This is a genomic window from Anaerosporobacter mobilis DSM 15930 (assembly GCF_900142955.1).
GTDB lineage: Bacteria > Bacillota > Clostridia > Lachnospirales > Lachnospiraceae > Anaerosporobacter > Anaerosporobacter mobilis.
Map to the genome: position 1 here is coordinate 86,532 of NZ_FRCP01000022.1, position 18,372 is coordinate 104,903.

Here is an 18,372-nt window from a genome sequence, read left to right on the forward strand (position 1 = left end):
ATTCCCCATTTCTATTCAATATTCTGTATCTGTTCTCTAACTTTTTCGATTTCCGTCTTTAAATCAATTGCAATATTTGTTATATCCAAATCATTCGCTTTGGAAAGAATCGTATTTGCTTCACGGTTCATCTCTTGTGCAATGAAGTCTAGCTTTCTACCAATTCCATTTTCTTCATCGAGAGATGCTTTCATGTTATTAATATGACTCCTAAGTCTTACTGTCTCTTCATCTACACAAATCTTATCTGCAAATAATGTAATTTCTGTAGCTAATATACTTTCATCAAGTTTTGTATCACCTAACAGGTCTTGTACTTTAGCAGTAATCTTCTCTCGATATTCTGCAACAATTTCTGGTGAACGACTCTCCACCGCTTCAACCAAGCCAAGCATAGCATCTAATTTACTGATTAAATCGTTCTTTAGGTTTTCACCCTCTCTTGTACGAGATTCAATAAAATGCTCGCAAGCATGACTAATTGCTTCTTCTAGTATATTCCATAATTCTGTCTCGTCAACTGTCTGTTCTTCTAGGGTTAGAACCTCTGGATATCTTGATAAATTAGACACATTAATATCATTATTAAGATGGAATTCATCACCCATCTGTCTTAATTTTTCCACATATTCTCTTGCTATGTCAGAATTGTATTTTACACATACTTTATTCTCTGTGTAGTCTTCATATGATATAAATACATCAACTTTTCCTCTTTGGATGTATTTCTTAAGTAAACTTCTAATTGTCGCTTCATAAAAGCCTAACTTCTTAGGCATCTTAATTGAGATATCACAGTAACGATGGTTAACTGACTTCATCTCTACTACGATTTTTCTCTCCTCGTTTGATAATTCATATCTACCAAACCCTGTCATACTTCTTAACATTAGACTCACGTCCTTCATTCTTTATGGAACATTCATTCCACGTTCTATTCTTTACCTAATTTATGGCGTGTGATGGCTATATGCTATTTTAATTAATACCATAAACTTAAGGGATAGATATCGCTCTATCCCTTAAGACACACTTAATTAATTATAGATTACTATATAGTAGAAGTCAAGCTGTTATTGTTATTTTCGCAAGTGATACCTTCATCATAATATTTATAAAAGACCGATATTTTGAGAAACATAATACTTGAATGAGTAGTTATAACCGAGATCGGTGGGATTTATGCATGCTCTTTCCCTTTATCTAAGCAACTAATATTGGTTTTTTAAAGGTAATGTGGTACACTATGTATAATTCATAATAAAGGAGTTTTAACTATGGCATTAGACGGACTTGTTATTGCAAATGTTATAAAAGAATTAAACGACACCTTACTTGGTGGCCGTATCAATAAAATATCACAACCTGAAAACGATGCACTTGTATTAGTAATTAAGAACAACCGTAGCCAATACAAATTATTCTTATCTGCAAATGCAAGTCTTCCTCTTATTTACTTGACACAGGAAAATAAGCCGAATCCTATTACTGCACCTAATTTTTGTATGTTACTTCGTAAACATCTTAATAGCGCTAGGATTCTTAGCATCACACAGCCTGGACTTGAACGTATCATTGACATCGAGATTGAACACCTCAATGAACTTGGTGATGTATGTACCAAGCATCTTATTACCGAAATTATGGGCAAGCACAGTAACATCATATTCTGTGATGATAAGAAGATGATTATTGATAGTATCAAACATATCTCCGGATTAGTTTCATCGGTACGTGAAGTTCTCCCTGGTAGAGATTATTTCATACCTGAAACACAAGATAAGTGGAATCCTCTCACGGTAGATTGTGAGCATTTTCTTGAAAAGGTTATGACCAAACCGCTACCAATTGCCAAGGCACTTTATACTTCACTTACGGGTATTAGTCCACTAATTGCTAATGAAATCTGCCACCGTGCTTCTATTGATGGGGAGGCTTCAACAAGCTCATTAAGCGAAATGGAAGGATTACATCTCTATAAAAACTTCGAGCGATTGATGACAGACATCAAAAACAATAGCTTTTTCCCAAATGTCATCTACCAAAACGGGGAACCCTTTGAGTTTTCAAGTACTACACTAACAACCTACAACTCCTCTGAACATAAGGAATTCGAATCTATAAGTGAGTTGCTTGAACAATACTATGCACAGAGGAATACTTTGACAAGGATACGCCAAAAATCAGTTGACTTACGTAAGATTGTATCCAATGCAATTGAACGTACACGCAAGAAATACGATTTGCAGATGAAACAGCTAAAAGATACTGACAAGCGAGACAAATACAAAGTGTATGGCGAACTGATAACAGCTTATGGTTACAATGTTGAAGAGGGTTCTAAGCAAATGACTGCTCTTAATTATTATACCAATGAAGAGGTGACGATACCGCTTGACCCAACCATCACACCAATAGAGAATGCTAAGAAGTATTTTGATAAATATAGTAAGTTGAAACGTACGTATGAAGCATTAACAAAATTCACTGAGGAGACAAAAGAAGAACTTGAGCATTTAGAATCTATTAGCGCTGCTCTTGATATTGCTCTTCAAGAAGAAGATTTAATTCAATTAAAAGAAGAACTAATGGAATATGGGTACATGAAGAGAAAATTTGTCTCTAAAAAAGATGCCAAGAAACAAAAGAGCGCAAGTAAACCATTCCACTATATCTCTTCAGACGGTTTTCATATGTATGTTGGTAAAAACAACTTTCAAAATGACGAATTAACTTTCAAATTCGCAGTAGGCAATGATTGGTGGTTCCACGCAAAAGGTATGGCAGGCTCTCACGTAATTGTTAAAACAAACGGGGAAGAACTTCCAGATCGCACATTTGAAGAGGCTGGTAAATTAGCCGCTTACTACTCAAAAGCTAGAGAGCTTTCAAAGGCAGAAATTGACTATACCGAGAAGAAAAATGTTAAGAAGCCAAACGGGGGAAAACCTGGGTTTGTAGTATACTATACAAACTACTCATTAATTATTGAACCAGATATCACTGGAATTGAAGAAGTTAAGTAACCATTACGCAACGATTAGAAGGGACGGATTCCTATGATTTTAACAGATTACCACATGCACTCAAGTTTTTCAGATGATTCAGAAGCTACAATGATTAGCATGATCGAACGTTCCATTGAACTTGGATTTCACACCATCTGTTTTACTGATCACATGGACTTAGATTTTCCACTTGAATTCGGTGGCGGATTTGTATTCAATGGAGAGATCTATACAAAACATGTTAAAAATCTTCGTGAAAAATATGCAAAACAAATTAAGGTTCTATGTGGTGTAGAATATGGGCTGAGACCTTATCTTAAAGAACAATTTGCTACTCTTACCCAAATATACAACTTTGATTTTATTATTGGTTCCTCTCATCTTATTGGGAACATTGATCCATATCAAAAAATATATTGGGAAGGCATCACAGAAGAAGAAGGTATCACAAAATATTTGGAAGCAATCTATACCAATGTAAAAACATTTGAGGATTATGATGTATATGGTCACATTGATTATGTCGCACGCTACGCTCCAAATCAAAACCTAAACTATAGCTACATGAAATATGCAGATTTAATTGATGCAATCTTTAAAACTATCATTCAAAAGGGAAAGGGTATTGAAGTGAATACCGCTGGATATAAATACGGTCTTGGACATCCACATCCTCAGACTGATGTCCTCAAACGCTATAAAGAGCTTGGCGGAGAGATTATTACCATCGGTGCAGATGCCCATAAACCTGAACATATTGGATATAAATTCAAAGAGACAGAAGAATTACTCAAGAGCCTAGGTTTTGAATATTATACAATTTTCGAAAAGAGACAGCCACAGTTTATTGCACTGTAAACTCAAAGGGAGTTGTCCCAGAATGATTGCTAAAGCAATCATTTTGCAACAACTCCCTTCTATAAAAATTACATTTGTGATAAGGCTATACAGCTTATCTAGATCAGTTTTTTATGAAAGTCTATTTTTTTCTGAATTGATATAAATCAAATCTCTATTTTCCTTCATAGCTTCATCATTCTCTGAATTCCATATATTCCGTATATTCTCTAGCGTTAATGAATCGTCATTTAACAGTATAATGTATTTCCCTTTTGAATCTTCTGTCGAATCTTCAAATTCCTTGATATAGGAATAGGTATACTCCACATAATCCGCATAATCCCCTTTGAAAGCATCTCTCGATACATCTTCCACTACATAAATCTTCTCCCCATCATAAGTTAAGTAATATAAAATCGGATCCCCTTCAATTGTTAATTGTGCCATGGTTAACTCAGCAGGTTCTTTATCCTGTACCTTTTGATAGAAGGATTCCCACAATTCTTTACCTTTCTTTACATTACCATGTACAACTATGAAGACATCTTTGTTTTTGTTTAACTCATCAAGGGTATCTGGATAACTATCTAAGATATTCTGTATGTCTGCAAAACTTCTTGTGTGGAATTCTCCTACTGCAGAGGTCTGTGTAGCTGTCACAACATGAAAACCGAAATCAGCTCTCCACTCTTCTCCTTCTGCTTTCACTTCATAGATGTAGCCCGGACTTACTTCTACAAAACTGTCCTCTCCATCTTTTCCAAATTGAATATTCACTTCTTTCCCATCACTTTCTTGTACGCCGGTATCATTATTAAAGTACTTCTCTTCCCAAGCAATAATCTTACAGTTCGTTGCTTTTTTATTAAACTGTAATATAATCTTTACTGTTTGACTATTCTTATCCATTACAACAACAGGCATTAATTCCTCTGTCCACTGCAGTATATGAGAAGCATCTGCTATTTCACTTGTCTTCGTTCCATCTCCATTATCAATGGTATAGCTATACCCACCACGGCCTGCCGTAGATGTTACTTCCTTACCGTCTTGCTGGTATACTAGATTTAAGTTTGGTTTTGCCTTTTCACTATCTTCCTCTGTCATTTCTATTTCTGCTGAGTGGTCTTTTTTAACCTCCTTAGAACATGCCATGGCACTTACTGACACTACACTAATCAATGCTAGAACAAAAAGTTTCTTAATCATCCTCTACATCTCCTTTCGTATGACTTTTATTCTTTCCAATACTCCCTTATTAATGAGACGATTCAATATTAATTATGGTTCCATTGTTTAAATACAAACCCTCAAATTTCGTGTGAAGCTAAACGAGAGTGGTTTTTCGCCTACTATAGCAGTTAACTACTCCAAGGAATCTTCAAGTGCGAAGGATAAATAACTATAGCCTATGGAAGAACTTCCATAGGCTATGTATTTATCTATATAATTTATATAATCAACGGTAGTCCACAAATTCATATAATAGCTACCAATATAAAGATTCTCTAATAAGAACAAATCAATGACATATTTCCTTCTAAGCAATACTCTCCATATCCATGAGGAAGAATAAAATGAGCACCTTTCTTTATAGCAATTCCATCTATTGATCCTTTACCATCAATTACACTATAGATTTTAAAATTCTTGTCTTGGTTTAATTTCGCTGTTCCATGAATATCTTGTTTTTCAACTGTATAATAAGAGCAAGAAACTAAAGTCTCATTATCAATGCAATCACTCTTAACTAATTCACGCTTACTTGATGCAGATTCTGCTTCAAAAGGAGCTTCAATAACATCAATACTCTTCTCAATGTGTAATTCTCTTGGCTTACCATCTGTTAAACGATCGTAATCATATACACGATAGGTGATATCGCTGTTTTGTTGTGTCTCTAAAATCAATGTTCCACCTTTAATTGCATGTACTGTTCCTGGATTGATTTGAAAGAAATCCCCTTTCTTAATAGGTATCGTACGAATGAATTCATTCCAACGACCTTCAAGAATCATCTGTTTTACTTCTTCCTTATTCTTTGCATTATGCCCAACAACGATAGAAGCATCCTTATCACAATCTAAGATATACCAGCATTCTGTCTTACCAAAAGAACCATTCTCATTCAATTTCGCATATTCGTCATCTGGATGAACTTGTATACTTAAATCTTGCTTCGCATCAATGATCTTGATTAATAATGGAAAACGATTCCCTTCAAGATTTCCAAAAATCTCTCTATGGTTTTTCCAAAGACCAGATAATGTTTGTCCCTTGAAAGCTCCCGTTGCTACCTCACAGTCTCCATGATCATGTGCGCTAACTGCCCAACATTCTCCAGTATGATCACTAGGAATATCATAATGGAAATCATCTCGTAATCTTGTTCCTCCCCATAATACTTCTTTCATAACTGGTTTCAAAAAAATAATTTGTTTTGTTTGCTTACTCATATAATCTATACTCCTTTATTTTCCATTTGTTTTAGACAACTGCAAAACTCTTTGTAATGTCGACAAACATATCAATGTGTTTAATGTTGTCAACATGGATAAGAGTTTCGCAATTGACTATCTCATTTCATTCAGTGCTAGCTTAATACACCCCATAATACCTTGGTTATCATTCAGTTTTGGCAATACAATATAGTTTTCAATATCTTGTAATTGTGGCGTAATAATGTAGCCGTTCAACAATCGCAATACTTCCCTATGAATAATCGGCATCAACTGTTCTTGATGCATAACACCCCCCCCAAGAATTATTCTCTGTGGTGACAAAGTAAGAATATAGTTTACCAAAGCCTGAGCGATATAATATCCTTCAAGTTCCCATACTTCTACTTGTTCTGCTAATTCATAGGCTTTTTTTCCGTATCTAGCTTCGATGGCAGGCCCCGCTGCTAATCCCTCCATACAATTCTCATGATAAGGACATGTACCTTTGAAAGTATCTTTCGGATGTTTAGCCAGAAGTATATGCCCTGCTTCCGGATGTAACATTCCATGATGGGGCTTACCATCAATAATTACACCAACTCCCACTCCAGTTCCAATGGTTATGTAAATGCTGTTTTTCACATCTTTAGCACTTCCCCAAGTTGCTTCCCCAATTGCAGAAGCGTTTACATCCGTATCAAAGCCTATTGGAACTTGCAATGCTTCTGAAAATGTTCCAACTATATTGTAGTTCCTCCAAGGCAGTTTTGGCGTTGATGTAATGTATCCATATGTAGCGGATTCTCTAATCAAATCAATTGGTCCAAAACAACCAATTCCTAACGCATCAATGGAATTATCTTTAAAATACTCCGTCAATTGCGACATCGTGGTCTCAGTAGTTTGTGTTGGTATGGACAAACGATCTAGGATTTCACCTTGTTCATTTCCAATTGCAACAACCATCTTTGTTCCACCCGCTTCTAACGCACCAATTCTCATTATTAATCCTCCTAGTTTTATTTAAGCAATCATTATCATGCATAAAGGTTCTTTTTTATCTCTATTTATATCTTAAGTGCTGAATCTCATAAAAACAACCAATTTCCGTGTTTTACTATGCAATACATATGAATTCTGTTTTACTAAGCTTTTTGGTTCCAAGGTATAGTTTTCATTACATATTTATTTTAATTAAATATTAGATTAATATCAAGTAAAAAATAATTAAATTTAATTAGCTTTATCTTTTTTTACAAACAAAATCCTTGTACGATGATAGAATATTATATTCATGCATTACTATCTTGCATATTACAATTCCCCTCGTACAAGGATTTCTTATATAATCTTTAAAAATATTGTACAGAGTTGATACAATATCTGCTACTATCTAAGATTACTTGCTCATCCTCATCTTTATTACCTGTCAGAATATATTCTTTATAATTGGTATCATAGGTCATGCCATTATCTTCGATTAATATAATTGTTCCACCACTACCATAGACTTTAATATCTAACTTAAACTGCGTACCTTCTTCCATATACATAACAGGCTGAGCTAGTGGTAATATGGAATTATCTTTAACAAAAACAGGTATCGTATCAGTTTCCATTATATGATAACCACCCTTATATTTTTGATTTGTCCAAAAATCATACCATTTACCTTTTGGCAGATACACCGTACGCTTTGTTTCTCCAGCAAGAATTGGTGCTACCAATAGAGAATCTCCGAATAAATACTCATCATCTATCTTATATGTATTTTGGTCACTACTATAATCACTAACTAATGCACGTACAGGAGCAATCCCTTTCTTATAATATTGATAGAAGGCAGAATATATATAAGGTACTAGTTGCATACGTACTTCAAACAATCCTTTTATCTCGTTTGTCGCTCTCATATCAATCCAAGGAGCCTTATCAATATACCAGCCATTAATAATAGCTTGAGGTGAGAATATAACCGCCTGTACTCTTCGAATTAACTCCTCCTTAGAGTCCGCATGCCTCACTTCTGGTGTCCATAGTAATCCTGAAAATCCACTATTTACTAACCCACGAATAAAATCTTTATGTTCATACAAATCACTATATAAAACAAATGGATATGGTGCTGCTAGTGCCCCAGCCGAACGTACTTCAGATAAGGTTCTATTATTCCCTAACGCTTTTAGTATAGTTTGTTGGTACAGATTTCCAATCATACTGTGCATCTGTTCTCCATTCATTCCAGAAGGAAATTCACTACAATTAGGATAGGACCAACTTCCCGTGTAATCACTTCCATCGCATTCATCTAACTTAAATCCCAGGATTCCTTTATCAATAAAATTCGTTTTGTGATATTCTGAAAAAATATCTACGCCTTCTTTTGTTCCAAAGTCAGGCACTAACCCTTGCCATACTTCAAAATCACCACTGTATTTATTCAAAGGGCGATATATAGGCGACGTTGAGTTAACAAAAACATGTTCCCATAGATTTATGTTATAGTGCCTGTTCCTAAGTTCTTTGATGAGTGAATCAGGGTCTGGTATTCTATCTTTATCCCACAGATAAGAGCAAGAATAGCTACTCTCTTGCCACCCTGGTTCAAGACCAATCATGTCGCAAGGAATATCATTTTCTCTAAAATAATCTGCCATTTTGATGATTTCTTCCTGCGTATAACGAGTATAACAGCGATAGAACATACCTAATCCCCAAAGCGATGGCATGCAACCTCCACCTGAGAACTGATTATATCCCGCAACAATTTCAGTAATAGAATCCCCTTCGAATATATAAAGATCTACACCTTTTGCAGCGGGTATATCTATAACCATTTGTGTGATTTCATCTGTTTTATTCTTCTCATATAATTCTTCCGGTGTAACGGCTACCGCTTTGTTTCTGATATTCTCTCTATTCTTATTTTTTCCAAATCCACAGTAAAAACTTGCATATCTAGCAGTATCAACATAAACACCATAGCCCTTCGTTGTTACATAGAACGGTACTGGTGCGTGAGAATCTCCAGTATTCGCTACCGGATCAGCATTAGGTCGCAAGTATTTTTTCGTTCCACGATGATCAAATCCCTTTAATTGTAATCCAAATCCGAACACTTCTTCATCTGGATCAAGAGGCATCTCAATTACGCAACCGCTTGCTGTTACTTTAAATCGAATTAACGAGGTATCATAAGTAACGTCCCCCTGTATAAGATTGTTATTAACATTACTAAACTTAACTGGTGTAATCGCTTCTGGCGTACCTAATGTAATCTTCTTTGCTCTTTGCATTTGAATTACCATGTCCTTTCCTATGCTTGTAGTTTTATGTCACAAGCTCAAATTATGTGTAAATACTTCATTACCATATAAACTTCTTATAAGGTTAGATATTCTCTCAATTTTTATATTAACTTTTTAATTCTATTCTTCACTATTATTTATGATATTTTATCTCATTATTTACATGATAATACTCAAAGTCAGCATATCCTGCGCTAACTTGTCCTCTAAAATTCCCACAGAATATCCCTGGTCGTGCCCCTGTCCAGCCTCCAGGGGTTGCAGATACTGTATTTCCAATCGTCTGGAATACCTCCCCATCTTCACTATAAGAATATTGAATGATTCCTTCCTTCATAACTTCCATACACAATATAATCTCATTACCTTTCACTACAAAACTTTCATCACATACTTCTTCTACTAGCTCTTGCTCATAGATGGAATATTCCTTTGCAATACCTCGATATCTTTTAACCACATTCTGTCCTTGATCCTGTTCAATAGCAAGATAACTATACTGATATCCCATCATCGCAATTCCTGCACGGTCACCATTTTCACAATGATTTAACGTTACCTTTGTTGTAATGCAAAACGTTTCTTGTTGCATAAGATGTGATAAAAACCATGGTGCGTGAAATAAAGAATGAGTTCTTTCGCTTTTATAAGCAAACAAACGTAGATATCCTGGATTTTGTGATAAAGAATACCAATTACTATTAGGATTTGCTTGCCACTGCCATTGTAAGCCAAGCTTTTCGCAAGTAAAATCATCAGAAATCTCCGGTAATGCTATTGCTTTAATACTATATTCTTTATAAATTTGCTTGCATTGATTCCTTAATTCCTCTGTTTGTTCAATAGGTACAGAATAAGATAGTACTGGTTCCCCTATCCCATCACCGTTCGTATCCACTCCCATCAATGGCCAGTCTTCTTCCCACCTAACTGGTTGTAGATGAGTGATTCTACCGTATGCTCCACGATCTTGAAAATGAACAAACCAGTCATTCCCATCCTCCATCTCGATGTAAGCTCCTTGATGGGGTCCATTAATCACACTGTCTCCTTGATGTAATGTAATTTTGACCTCATATGGACCATAGATATGCTTAGATCGCATTACTAACTGCCAGCCACTTGGTACACCTCCAGCAGGAGCCATCATATAGTAATATCCATTCTTTCTATATGCTTTTGGTCCCTCTGTGGTATGATGATTATCTCTTCCGTCAAACACCAATCTACCATTGTCTATAATCTTTGTTCCTTCATTATTCATTCTATGTATAAACAACATACTATTTATTCCTGCTCTACTACCTGCAAAAGCATGAACAAGATAAGCATTGCCTTCTTCATTCCATACTGGACAAGGGTCAATCCAGCCAGTTATTCTAAGTACATGATAGCTGCTCCACTCTCCAAACGGATCTTTTGTCTTATATAAGAACAATCCTTCATCTGGAGTACAAACATATACATAGTATTCTCCATTGTAATACCGTATGGATGGCGCCCAGATTCCTTTCTTATGCATCGTATGGTTATATGCTTCAAAAGGAAGTTCCTTAGCGATATAATTAACAATATTCCAATGCACCAAATCTTTTGAATGTAACAAAGGTAATCCTGGAAAGTACGTAAACGAAGAGGATATCATATAAAAATCAGCTCCCACTCGAATGGCATCCGGATCACTAAAATCACCTTTTAAAATAGGGTTTTCATAAGTACTTATCATAATTAAACCTCCTGATTCTGTTAGGACGACATCTCCAATTTAAGTCGACTACAAATTAGCACGTCGTCCTAATCCCATTCTAGCATTAAGTGGTAAGTAAGATATGCAATAATTCTATAATATATAGTAATTTTTAAAGAACTTTCATAATTATGACTAATTACTGTGTTGACAAATCCTTTTCTTATAATTAGCAGGCGTTTCCTTATATATTTTTTGAAAAGCCTCTGTCAAAGACCTTGCATCACGAAAGCCAACTTCAATAGCAATCCCATATATTTTTAAATCCGTAGAAATTAGTAGTGATAATGCGTGAGTTACTCGGACTCGATTCAGATAATCCTTAAAATTCTCACCTGTATTCTTTTTGAAATAACTACTGAAATAATACGGATTCATATGTAACTCTTTTGCCATGACCTCCAATGTCAAATTTTCCATATATCGCTCTTCAATATACTGTTTTGCAAGGATAATTTCCTTCTTTTCCTGGAACTTGACCGAATCGCCTATGTTATCCATATATTCTTTAATAACCAAACAATACTTCTCTTTCATTTCTTTAAAACTGCTTGTACTGCGACCAATTTCTAAAAACTCCTTCACATCGGTATCTCTTTCACACAGGTTCATCCCTTGTAATTTTTCTTGAAGCAACCGAATCATACTGCAAAAATAATAACAGGCATCTTCTTTTTTTCCATCCGACAGATTACAAACTCCCTTACAAAATTGTTGATACGATTGTAAAAACCGCTCACTATCCATAGTAATCAAAGCCTCTACTAAGCGATTCATCTCAACTTTCAGTTCATCCATACTGCTTTTTTTGAAGAAAACAGGTTCCCCGTACACCAGAATCGGTGCTTTGATTTCTCCATGAAAGAACAGATACCCCTTCCATTCAAGGCACCTAGAATAACTTTCTGGTATTTTGCTCATGCAGTCCACCACCTCTCCCATAATAAAGGCAACCTGGTGTCCCATTACTTCTTTAGCATTTGTAACAATCTCATATAGAATATCTTTGGCTTTCTTTACGTCTTCCCCTTTTAGAATAATTGCTATATTTTCGGATTTTTTAAAGACAATACCAAATTCATTCTCCTCCAAATACTTCTCTAGATAGCTAAGAAACGAAAATGTCACCAGTTTCTTTACTTGTGGTATGACTTCACTCGTAAACAGGATTTCAGTATAAACTGGTATATAATTTTCCTGGGGTATATCGACTAGTTTATGATAATTTACTGGTGTTTCCTGCGATATCTCTTGTGCTGGTTTACTAATATCTTTTTCTCTATTAATTTCATGAATGATTTTTTCAACCGCATTCAATAATTCTTCTACAATTACAGGTTTCAAAAGATACTCTGTTACTCCATACTTAATGGCAGCTTTAGCATATTCAAATTCCTGAAATCCACTGATAAATATAACTTTTGTGTTAATTTCCTCTTTGGTTGTTATATATTTTAAAATCTCGATTCCATTTAAACCCGGCATGTTGATATCGAGAAGTGCTATATCCGGGTTTTTTGCTAATATTCCTAACAGTGCTTCTTTTCCATCGGTATATTCTTCTACAATATTGATCCCCAACTCATTCCAATCCACCAGTTTACGAATACCACGTAATATAATACTTTCATCATCAGCAATGATCATCTTTAGCATGAACGCTTCCCCCTTTATCTGGAAAAAATATTTGCACCATTGTTCCCACTGACTGCGAACTGGTTATCTCCACTCCGTAGCCTTCTCCATATATATAACGAATTCGGTCATGCACATTTTTCACCCCAATACTTTGCCAGTTATACGCATTCTTTACTCCCATCTCATTGCCTTCAAGATTTTTATTCAGTTGCTTAAGATGGATTTCGTCCATGCCGACTCCATTATCCATAATTGTAATTTGAACCATATCATTTTTTCTTTCTACCTCAAGTATAACATTCCCTTTTCCACCTTTTGGTTTTAAACCATGTTTATATGCGTTTTCAACAATCGGTTGTAAAATTAATTTGGGCACCATAATTTCCTTACTGTCTGGGGCATGAATATGAAACTCAAATCCGCCATCTATTCTACAATTTAGCAAATATACATAGTTTTTAACTATCTCGATTTCCTCTGATAAAGGAACAAAATCATTTACATTTCCGATAATATAGCGCATCTGTAAGGAAAGTGCTTGAATCATCTTAGAAACTTTTTCGTCCTTGTTATCTAGTGCCGTCATTCTGATTACTTCCAAAGTATTGTATAGAAAATGCGGGTATATCTGAGATTTTACTGCTGTTAACTCCGCTTCATTTTGCTTAATCTTCGCCACATAACATTGATTGATATACTGGTTTAGTGTCGTTAACATCTGATTAAAGCGGGCAGAAAGAATCCCGATTTCATCATTAGACGTTACAGGTAATTGTAGTTCAAAATTACCATTCTCTATTAATTCCATAGAATCCACCATCTTATTAATTGGATTTGTAAGCTTCTTTGAAAACCATATAGACCCCATTGCTAAAAGTACGATGCAAAACAAAACAGCAAAGAACAACATCTTTTGTAATACGGTTATCTGCATAAAGGCAGTCTTCTTGTCCATTATAATAATCACTTTAAGTCCGTATTCATCGGCATCACTCGCAATTGAGAGCTGCTCTTTGGTATTCTGAAGATTTAACTTCTTATCATACAGGTTTTCGCCGATGATATTCTCATCATTGCTAAACATGCAATCTCCTGCTTCATTTACAATATAATAGGTACCTTCACCAATTACATTAACCGTTTGTAAAAGCATTCTCAGCCGATCAATATCCACGTCAATAAATATCGTTCCTACGTATTTACCTTTTCCTATTACTCCACGGATATCAAAATAATTTCTTGCAAACGTGATAATATCCCGTTCTGGACCATTGAAATACTTATTCTTATGGGTTGGCACCACTTGCAACTTCTTAGATTCTTTGTCCCAATTTGTATAATCTACATCGGATTCAAAAATCTCTTCGTCTTTAAAATATGTACTTGTCATGCTATAGTGATATGCAAGCTTTTGATGATGACTGTCAAACCCAATAAAATGTGTGGCATAGATAAAAGAATCTACTGTTTGTACATTTCTTAAAAAAGCGCTAATCTTTTCTGAACGGTTTTCTTCTTCTATTACCTGCCTAAAGGTGTCAGCTTTCAGATAATTGATTGTCTGGCTTCCCTCCATTAAACTACTATAGCTGTATATCATCTTAGATATTGTATTATAGTTATCTAAAATATTATCCAGATTAGTAGAGATATGAACGGCTGCCTGTTCATAATTGGTTTTCACAGCCACCTCATATCTTGATAACATTGTGTAAGATATAAACACGGCAAGTAAAAATACTGGAAATAAGCCAACAGTTAGTATAACCAACGTAAATTTATGAAACATAGTACCTCTTTTTTTTAATTTGACATTCATTCTTATATTCCTCCTGCCTAAAGCATGTCTCACCACTATTGTTATTGAAACACTATCATAACAATATTATACCTTGCACACTCAGTAAAGAAAATACGCGAAAAGAAGGTATGAAAAACATGCCCTCCATTCACGTCATTATATTATGTCTATTATCCTTTTGCTGCCCCTGCCATAATTCCCTTAACAAAATATTTTTGGAACATACAAAATATCAATAATGCAGGTAGAATCGAAACGATTGTCCCTGCGAAAACAATATCCCATCTAGCAGAATATTGTCCGACAAAACTGGCGATTTCAACCGTTATTGTCTTTGCTTTTCCACTTGGTAATACCAGATATGGCATAAGGTAGTCATTCCATATTCCTAATCCATTCAGAATAACCATAGATCCTGTACATGGTCCTAACAATGGAAATGTTACTTTCCAGAAGGTCTGAAACGCAGTACAACCATCAATCTTTGCTGCCTCTTCTATCTCAAGAGGAATTCCTTTAAGAAAACTGCAATACAATAAACTTCCAAAAGCTATAGAACCTGCTACATAACTAACGATTGGCCCAAACATATTACCAAACAATCCAAACATTTTCATTTCTTTAAATAAAGAAAACATATACAGATGAAAAGGAATCATCATACCAGCCAGAAAATAAGTATATATGATTTTAGTAATTTTGCTTTCTGAACGTTCAATTCCATATGCTGCCATAGGTACTATACATACAATAATAACTTCTGATACAATTGTTAGTATTAGAGAATTCCTAATCGCTGTAGCAAAATCAGATTGCTGAAACAAGTCAATAAAATTCTGTAAATAGAATTTACTTGGAAAGGCAACAGGATTTTTTAGAATTTCTCCATTGCTTTTGAATGCAGATATCAAAGCAAACAGTACAGGATAAAGAAACAGGATTGCTAATAAGATTGCTATAAATAGTAAGATGACGGAGCCTATTCCGACTTTTTTCTTTTCTGTATTCATTAAAGCTGTACCTCCCTACTTTTTAAGAATTTTTGCTGCAAGGAATTTAGAATGATAATAATAAAGAGTAAAACCATACCTACTGCAGTACCAAATCCTTGCCTTCCTTCATTGAAACCAACTTTATATAATAGGTATACGAGCGTCTCTGTCGTAAAACCTGGTCCTCCATCTGTCATTACATTGATCTGATCAAATACTTTCAATCCGTTTATTAACGAAAGGGTAAAGTTAATTGTAAATGCTCCAGATATTAACGGAATAATGATTCTTCGGAATCGTTGTATAGCATTTGCACCATCGATCTGCGAAGCTTCAATAACATCTGTCGAAACACTTTGTAAAGATGCCAAATAAATAATCATATAATATCCTGCGCCCTTCCAAACCAATACCAAACCTACCATTATCAATGTTAATTTATTATTTCCTAACCAATCTTGTTTTAAGTTACCAAGACCAATATCATTTAAAATTGTGTTAATCGCACCAAAATTATAGTTATACATAATCTTCCATATAAAGCCAGAAACAATACCACTAATCAAAACTGGAATATAGAACGCACTACGAAAAAAATTCTTTCCAATCTTGACATTATCAACTAAAAGTGCTAATCCAAGAGCAAACGCATTCTCGAGCAACGAGATAAATATTGTAAGTATTACAGTATTCTTAAGAGCATTACCAAACCTTGCACTTGTTAAAATTTCTTTGTAATTATTCAATCCGATAAATCTTACAACAGGACTGATTCCATCCCATGATGTAAAACTGTAATAAACGCTCGATATTGTCGGAACTATAACAAATAGGCTATATAATATAAATGCTGGTGCTATAAAACCATATGTAGACTTTTGGAGTTTCACTTTATTCTTCTTATTCATGCCTTATCTCCTCATTTCATAGGCTTTTTCATTGTACCTATTATCAATTATTACTATCGTTGTCAATCTCCATGCCTTCGTACATGTGCTACGATAATAAGGCACAGAAATTGACAACATTAATCTAAGTTTATTGATTTAAACTAAGCATCTATTTATATTAAGCTTATTGAATACCTGTACCATCTAATGGATTGAAGCTTTCCATACAAGTCTTCCATGTTTTGTTTAACTCCTCACATGCTGAATCCAAATCTCTTTGTCCTTGAAGTACTTCAATAACAGTCTTATACATAAAGTTTCTAAAATCAGGTGGTAATTCCTTGTTTCCTACTTGACCATTCCACATACTGCATAAATCATCTGCTGTATTCGTTGCTTCTATTACTTCTTTAAATACATCACTTACATCAATTGTTGGTTCTTCCACAGTAACTGGAATTGCACTTAATTTTTCACAATACACTTTATAGTTTTCTGATTGAAAAAAGAATTTGATGAATTCTTCTGCTGCAGCTTTCTTGTTTGGATCTTGTGCTGCTTCTGCTGATATTGCAAGTCCGCCAACTCCAGCGCCACCCACAAGACGAGTTTTTCCATCTGGACTAGGTACTGGGAACCAACCATATTCAAATTCTCTATCTGCTGCTTCTATTTGAGAAAACATATGTGTTCCAGAGAACATCATCGCTGACATCTTATTAACTAAGAAGGTTGTAATTTGAGCATCTGGTGTGGATGTCCAACCATCTTGCGCATATTGCATAATTTCTTTCATTTCTTCAAAGGTTGCCTTTACAGTTGCATCTGTAAAGTCTTTAGTTCCTGCATAAGAATTTGCAATAAAATCTGGATCTTGTGATATTACCTGATCATTATAGGCTTTGTTAAACCAAAATCCCATATGCCAGATATCCTGACCACCTACTACAAGTGGAGACATATCACCTTTTTCCTTAATCTTTTGACAAAGCTCAATAAATTCTGCATAAGTTGTTGGCTCTGTAAATCCATTTTCATCAAAGTATGCTTTATTATAAATGATTCCTTGTGTATTCTCACCAGCTAATGGTGCTGTGTATACAGCATTTTCAAATTCAGTTGTGGTTTTAAATAGAGCAGTGATTTCACTTGATAATGGCTCTAACTTTCCAGCTCTTATATAAGCAGCGGTATCTCTCATCTCCATAACATCTGGAAACTCACCAACACTGTCCAATGTTTTTAACAATTCACTATAAGCACCACCGTTACCTGGCATAATTTTAACTGTTACATCCTTGTAAGTATTGTTAAAACGATTAACAATTTCATTCATTGCCTCTTTGGCACCTTCATCACCATCGGCAAATACATACGTCAAAGTTGTTGGCTCTGTAACAATTGATTTTTCTTCTCCAACTTGATCCGTTGTTTCTTCTTTCCCAGCTTCTGCTGACTCATCCTGAACAGATGTATCAACTTGCTTGGAATTGTTTGTTTCTGCTTTCTTTCCACAACCAACGAACGCTGTCATAATCATTGTGGTGGTAAGTACTAATGCTAACATTTTTCTTTTCATAACCAATCCTCCATTACACTATTTGTTTGCTTTGTTTTTCTTTTGTTGATGTATATACTTTACCATTTACCTGTCATTCATAAAATCGGCATTTTTAACATGCAAATACACTTTTTTAAGATATGTAT

Annotated in this window: 13 protein-coding genes; 2 read left to right on the top strand and 11 right to left on the bottom strand. The window is 34.9% G+C overall.

Annotation, left to right across the window (positions count from 1 at the left end; genetic code table 11):
• Positions 1–11: 11 nt before the first annotated feature.
• Positions 12–890 (bottom strand): YicC/YloC family endoribonuclease, encoded by an 879-nt coding sequence (locus BUB90_RS19655; RefSeq protein ID WP_073290634.1) that lies wholly within the window; start codon positions 888–890, stop codon positions 12–14.
• A 387-nt stretch (positions 891–1,277) separates the two neighbouring features.
• Between BUB90_RS19655 and BUB90_RS19660 the strand changes: the two genes are divergently transcribed.
• Together BUB90_RS19660 and BUB90_RS19665 are read left to right on the top strand one after the other, a co-directional pair.
• Positions 1,278–3,026: an Rqc2 family fibronectin-binding protein gene (locus tag BUB90_RS19660; RefSeq protein WP_073290636.1), complete on the top strand. Its 1,749-nt coding sequence runs from the start codon at positions 1,278–1,280 to the stop codon at positions 3,024–3,026.
• A gap of 33 nt (positions 3,027–3,059) precedes the next feature.
• Positions 3,060–3,866 carry a histidinol-phosphatase HisJ family protein gene (locus tag BUB90_RS19665; protein ID WP_073290638.1) on the top strand — a complete coding sequence of 269 codons (807 nt, stop codon included), beginning with the start codon at positions 3,060–3,062 and terminating at the stop codon, positions 3,864–3,866.
• Positions 3,867–3,977: 111 nt separating this feature from the next.
• Here BUB90_RS19665 and BUB90_RS19670 read toward each other — a convergent pair whose 3' ends face one another.
• The 10 genes from BUB90_RS19670 to BUB90_RS19715 all read right to left on the bottom strand — a co-directional run bounded on the left by BUB90_RS19670 (position 3,978) and on the right by BUB90_RS19715 (position 18,244).
• Positions 3,978–5,057 carry a DUF4362 domain-containing protein gene (locus BUB90_RS19670; protein ID WP_073290640.1) on the bottom strand — a complete coding sequence of 360 codons (1,080 nt, stop codon included), beginning with the start codon at positions 5,055–5,057 and terminating at the stop codon, positions 3,978–3,980.
• Positions 5,058–5,356: 299 nt separating this feature from the next.
• Positions 5,357–6,304: a mannose-6-phosphate isomerase, class I gene (manA, locus tag BUB90_RS19675; protein ID WP_073290642.1), complete on the bottom strand. Its 948-nt coding sequence runs from the start codon at positions 6,302–6,304 to the stop codon at positions 5,357–5,359.
• Between the two features lie 117 nt (positions 6,305–6,421).
• Positions 6,422–7,291 carry an ROK family protein gene (locus BUB90_RS19680; RefSeq protein WP_073290644.1) on the bottom strand — a complete coding sequence of 290 codons (870 nt, stop codon included), beginning with the start codon at positions 7,289–7,291 and terminating at the stop codon, positions 6,422–6,424.
• A 350-nt stretch (positions 7,292–7,641) separates the two neighbouring features.
• Positions 7,642–9,597 carry a TIM-barrel domain-containing protein gene (locus tag BUB90_RS19685; RefSeq protein WP_073290647.1) on the bottom strand — a complete coding sequence of 652 codons (1,956 nt, stop codon included), beginning with the start codon at positions 9,595–9,597 and terminating at the stop codon, positions 7,642–7,644.
• A 133-nt stretch (positions 9,598–9,730) separates the two neighbouring features.
• Positions 9,731–11,323, bottom strand: a complete 1,593-nt coding sequence (locus tag BUB90_RS19690; protein WP_073290649.1) for a glycoside hydrolase family 43 protein — start codon at positions 11,321–11,323, stop codon at positions 9,731–9,733.
• A 156-nt stretch (positions 11,324–11,479) separates the two neighbouring features.
• Positions 11,480–13,000, bottom strand: a complete 1,521-nt coding sequence (locus BUB90_RS19695) for a response regulator transcription factor (RefSeq protein ID WP_073290651.1) — start codon at positions 12,998–13,000, stop codon at positions 11,480–11,482.
• Positions 12,978–14,801 carry a cache domain-containing sensor histidine kinase gene (locus BUB90_RS19700; RefSeq protein WP_073290653.1) on the bottom strand — a complete coding sequence of 608 codons (1,824 nt, stop codon included), beginning with the start codon at positions 14,799–14,801 and terminating at the stop codon, positions 12,978–12,980. The genes BUB90_RS19695 and BUB90_RS19700 overlap by 23 nt, the downstream gene beginning before the upstream one ends.
• A gap of 152 nt (positions 14,802–14,953) precedes the next feature.
• Positions 14,954–15,793 (bottom strand): carbohydrate ABC transporter permease, encoded by an 840-nt coding sequence (locus BUB90_RS19705; RefSeq protein WP_073290655.1) that lies wholly within the window; start codon positions 15,791–15,793, stop codon positions 14,954–14,956.
• Entirely contained in the window at positions 15,793–16,683 is an 891-nt protein-coding gene (locus BUB90_RS19710; protein ID WP_073290657.1) for a carbohydrate ABC transporter permease, read from the bottom strand. The genes BUB90_RS19705 and BUB90_RS19710 overlap by 1 nt, the downstream gene beginning before the upstream one ends.
• A 166-nt stretch (positions 16,684–16,849) precedes the next feature.
• On the bottom strand, positions 16,850–18,244 hold the full coding sequence (locus tag BUB90_RS19715) for an ABC transporter substrate-binding protein (RefSeq protein WP_073290659.1): 1,395 nt from the start codon (positions 18,242–18,244) through the stop codon (positions 16,850–16,852).
• Positions 18,245–18,372: the final 128 nt, after the last annotated feature.

Bases quoted from the DNA above. Each gene is read 5' to 3' on its own strand.
- BUB90_RS19665 (WP_073290638.1), top strand. From the start codon at position 3,060: ATGATTTTAACAGATTACCACATGCACTCAAGTTTTTCAGATGATTCA.
- BUB90_RS19715 (WP_073290659.1), bottom strand. From the start codon at position 18,244: ATGAAAAGAAAAATGTTAGCATTAGTACTTACCACCACAATGATTATG.
- BUB90_RS19690 (WP_073290649.1), bottom strand. From the start codon at position 11,323: ATGATAAGTACTTATGAAAACCCTATTTTAAAAGGTGATTTTAGTGAT.
- manA (WP_073290642.1), bottom strand. From the start codon at position 6,304: ATGAGTAAGCAAACAAAACAAATTATTTTTTTGAAACCAGTTATGAAA.
- BUB90_RS19705 (WP_073290655.1), bottom strand. From the start codon at position 15,793: ATGAATACAGAAAAGAAAAAAGTCGGAATAGGCTCCGTCATCTTACTA.
- BUB90_RS19710 (WP_073290657.1), bottom strand. From the start codon at position 16,683: ATGAATAAGAAGAATAAAGTGAAACTCCAAAAGTCTACATATGGTTTT.
- BUB90_RS19660 (WP_073290636.1), top strand. From the start codon at position 1,278: ATGGCATTAGACGGACTTGTTATTGCAAATGTTATAAAAGAATTAAAC.
- BUB90_RS19670 (WP_073290640.1), bottom strand. From the start codon at position 5,057: ATGATTAAGAAACTTTTTGTTCTAGCATTGATTAGTGTAGTGTCAGTA.
- BUB90_RS19680 (WP_073290644.1), bottom strand. From the start codon at position 7,291: ATGAGAATTGGTGCGTTAGAAGCGGGTGGAACAAAGATGGTTGTTGCA.
- BUB90_RS19695 (WP_073290651.1), bottom strand. From the start codon at position 13,000: ATGCTAAAGATGATCATTGCTGATGATGAAAGTATTATATTACGTGGT.
- BUB90_RS19655 (WP_073290634.1), bottom strand. From the start codon at position 890: ATGTTAAGAAGTATGACAGGGTTTGGTAGATATGAATTATCAAACGAG.
- BUB90_RS19700 (WP_073290653.1), bottom strand. From the start codon at position 14,801: ATGAATGTCAAATTAAAAAAAAGAGGTACTATGTTTCATAAATTTACG.
- BUB90_RS19685 (WP_073290647.1), bottom strand. From the start codon at position 9,597: ATGGTAATTCAAATGCAAAGAGCAAAGAAGATTACATTAGGTACGCCA.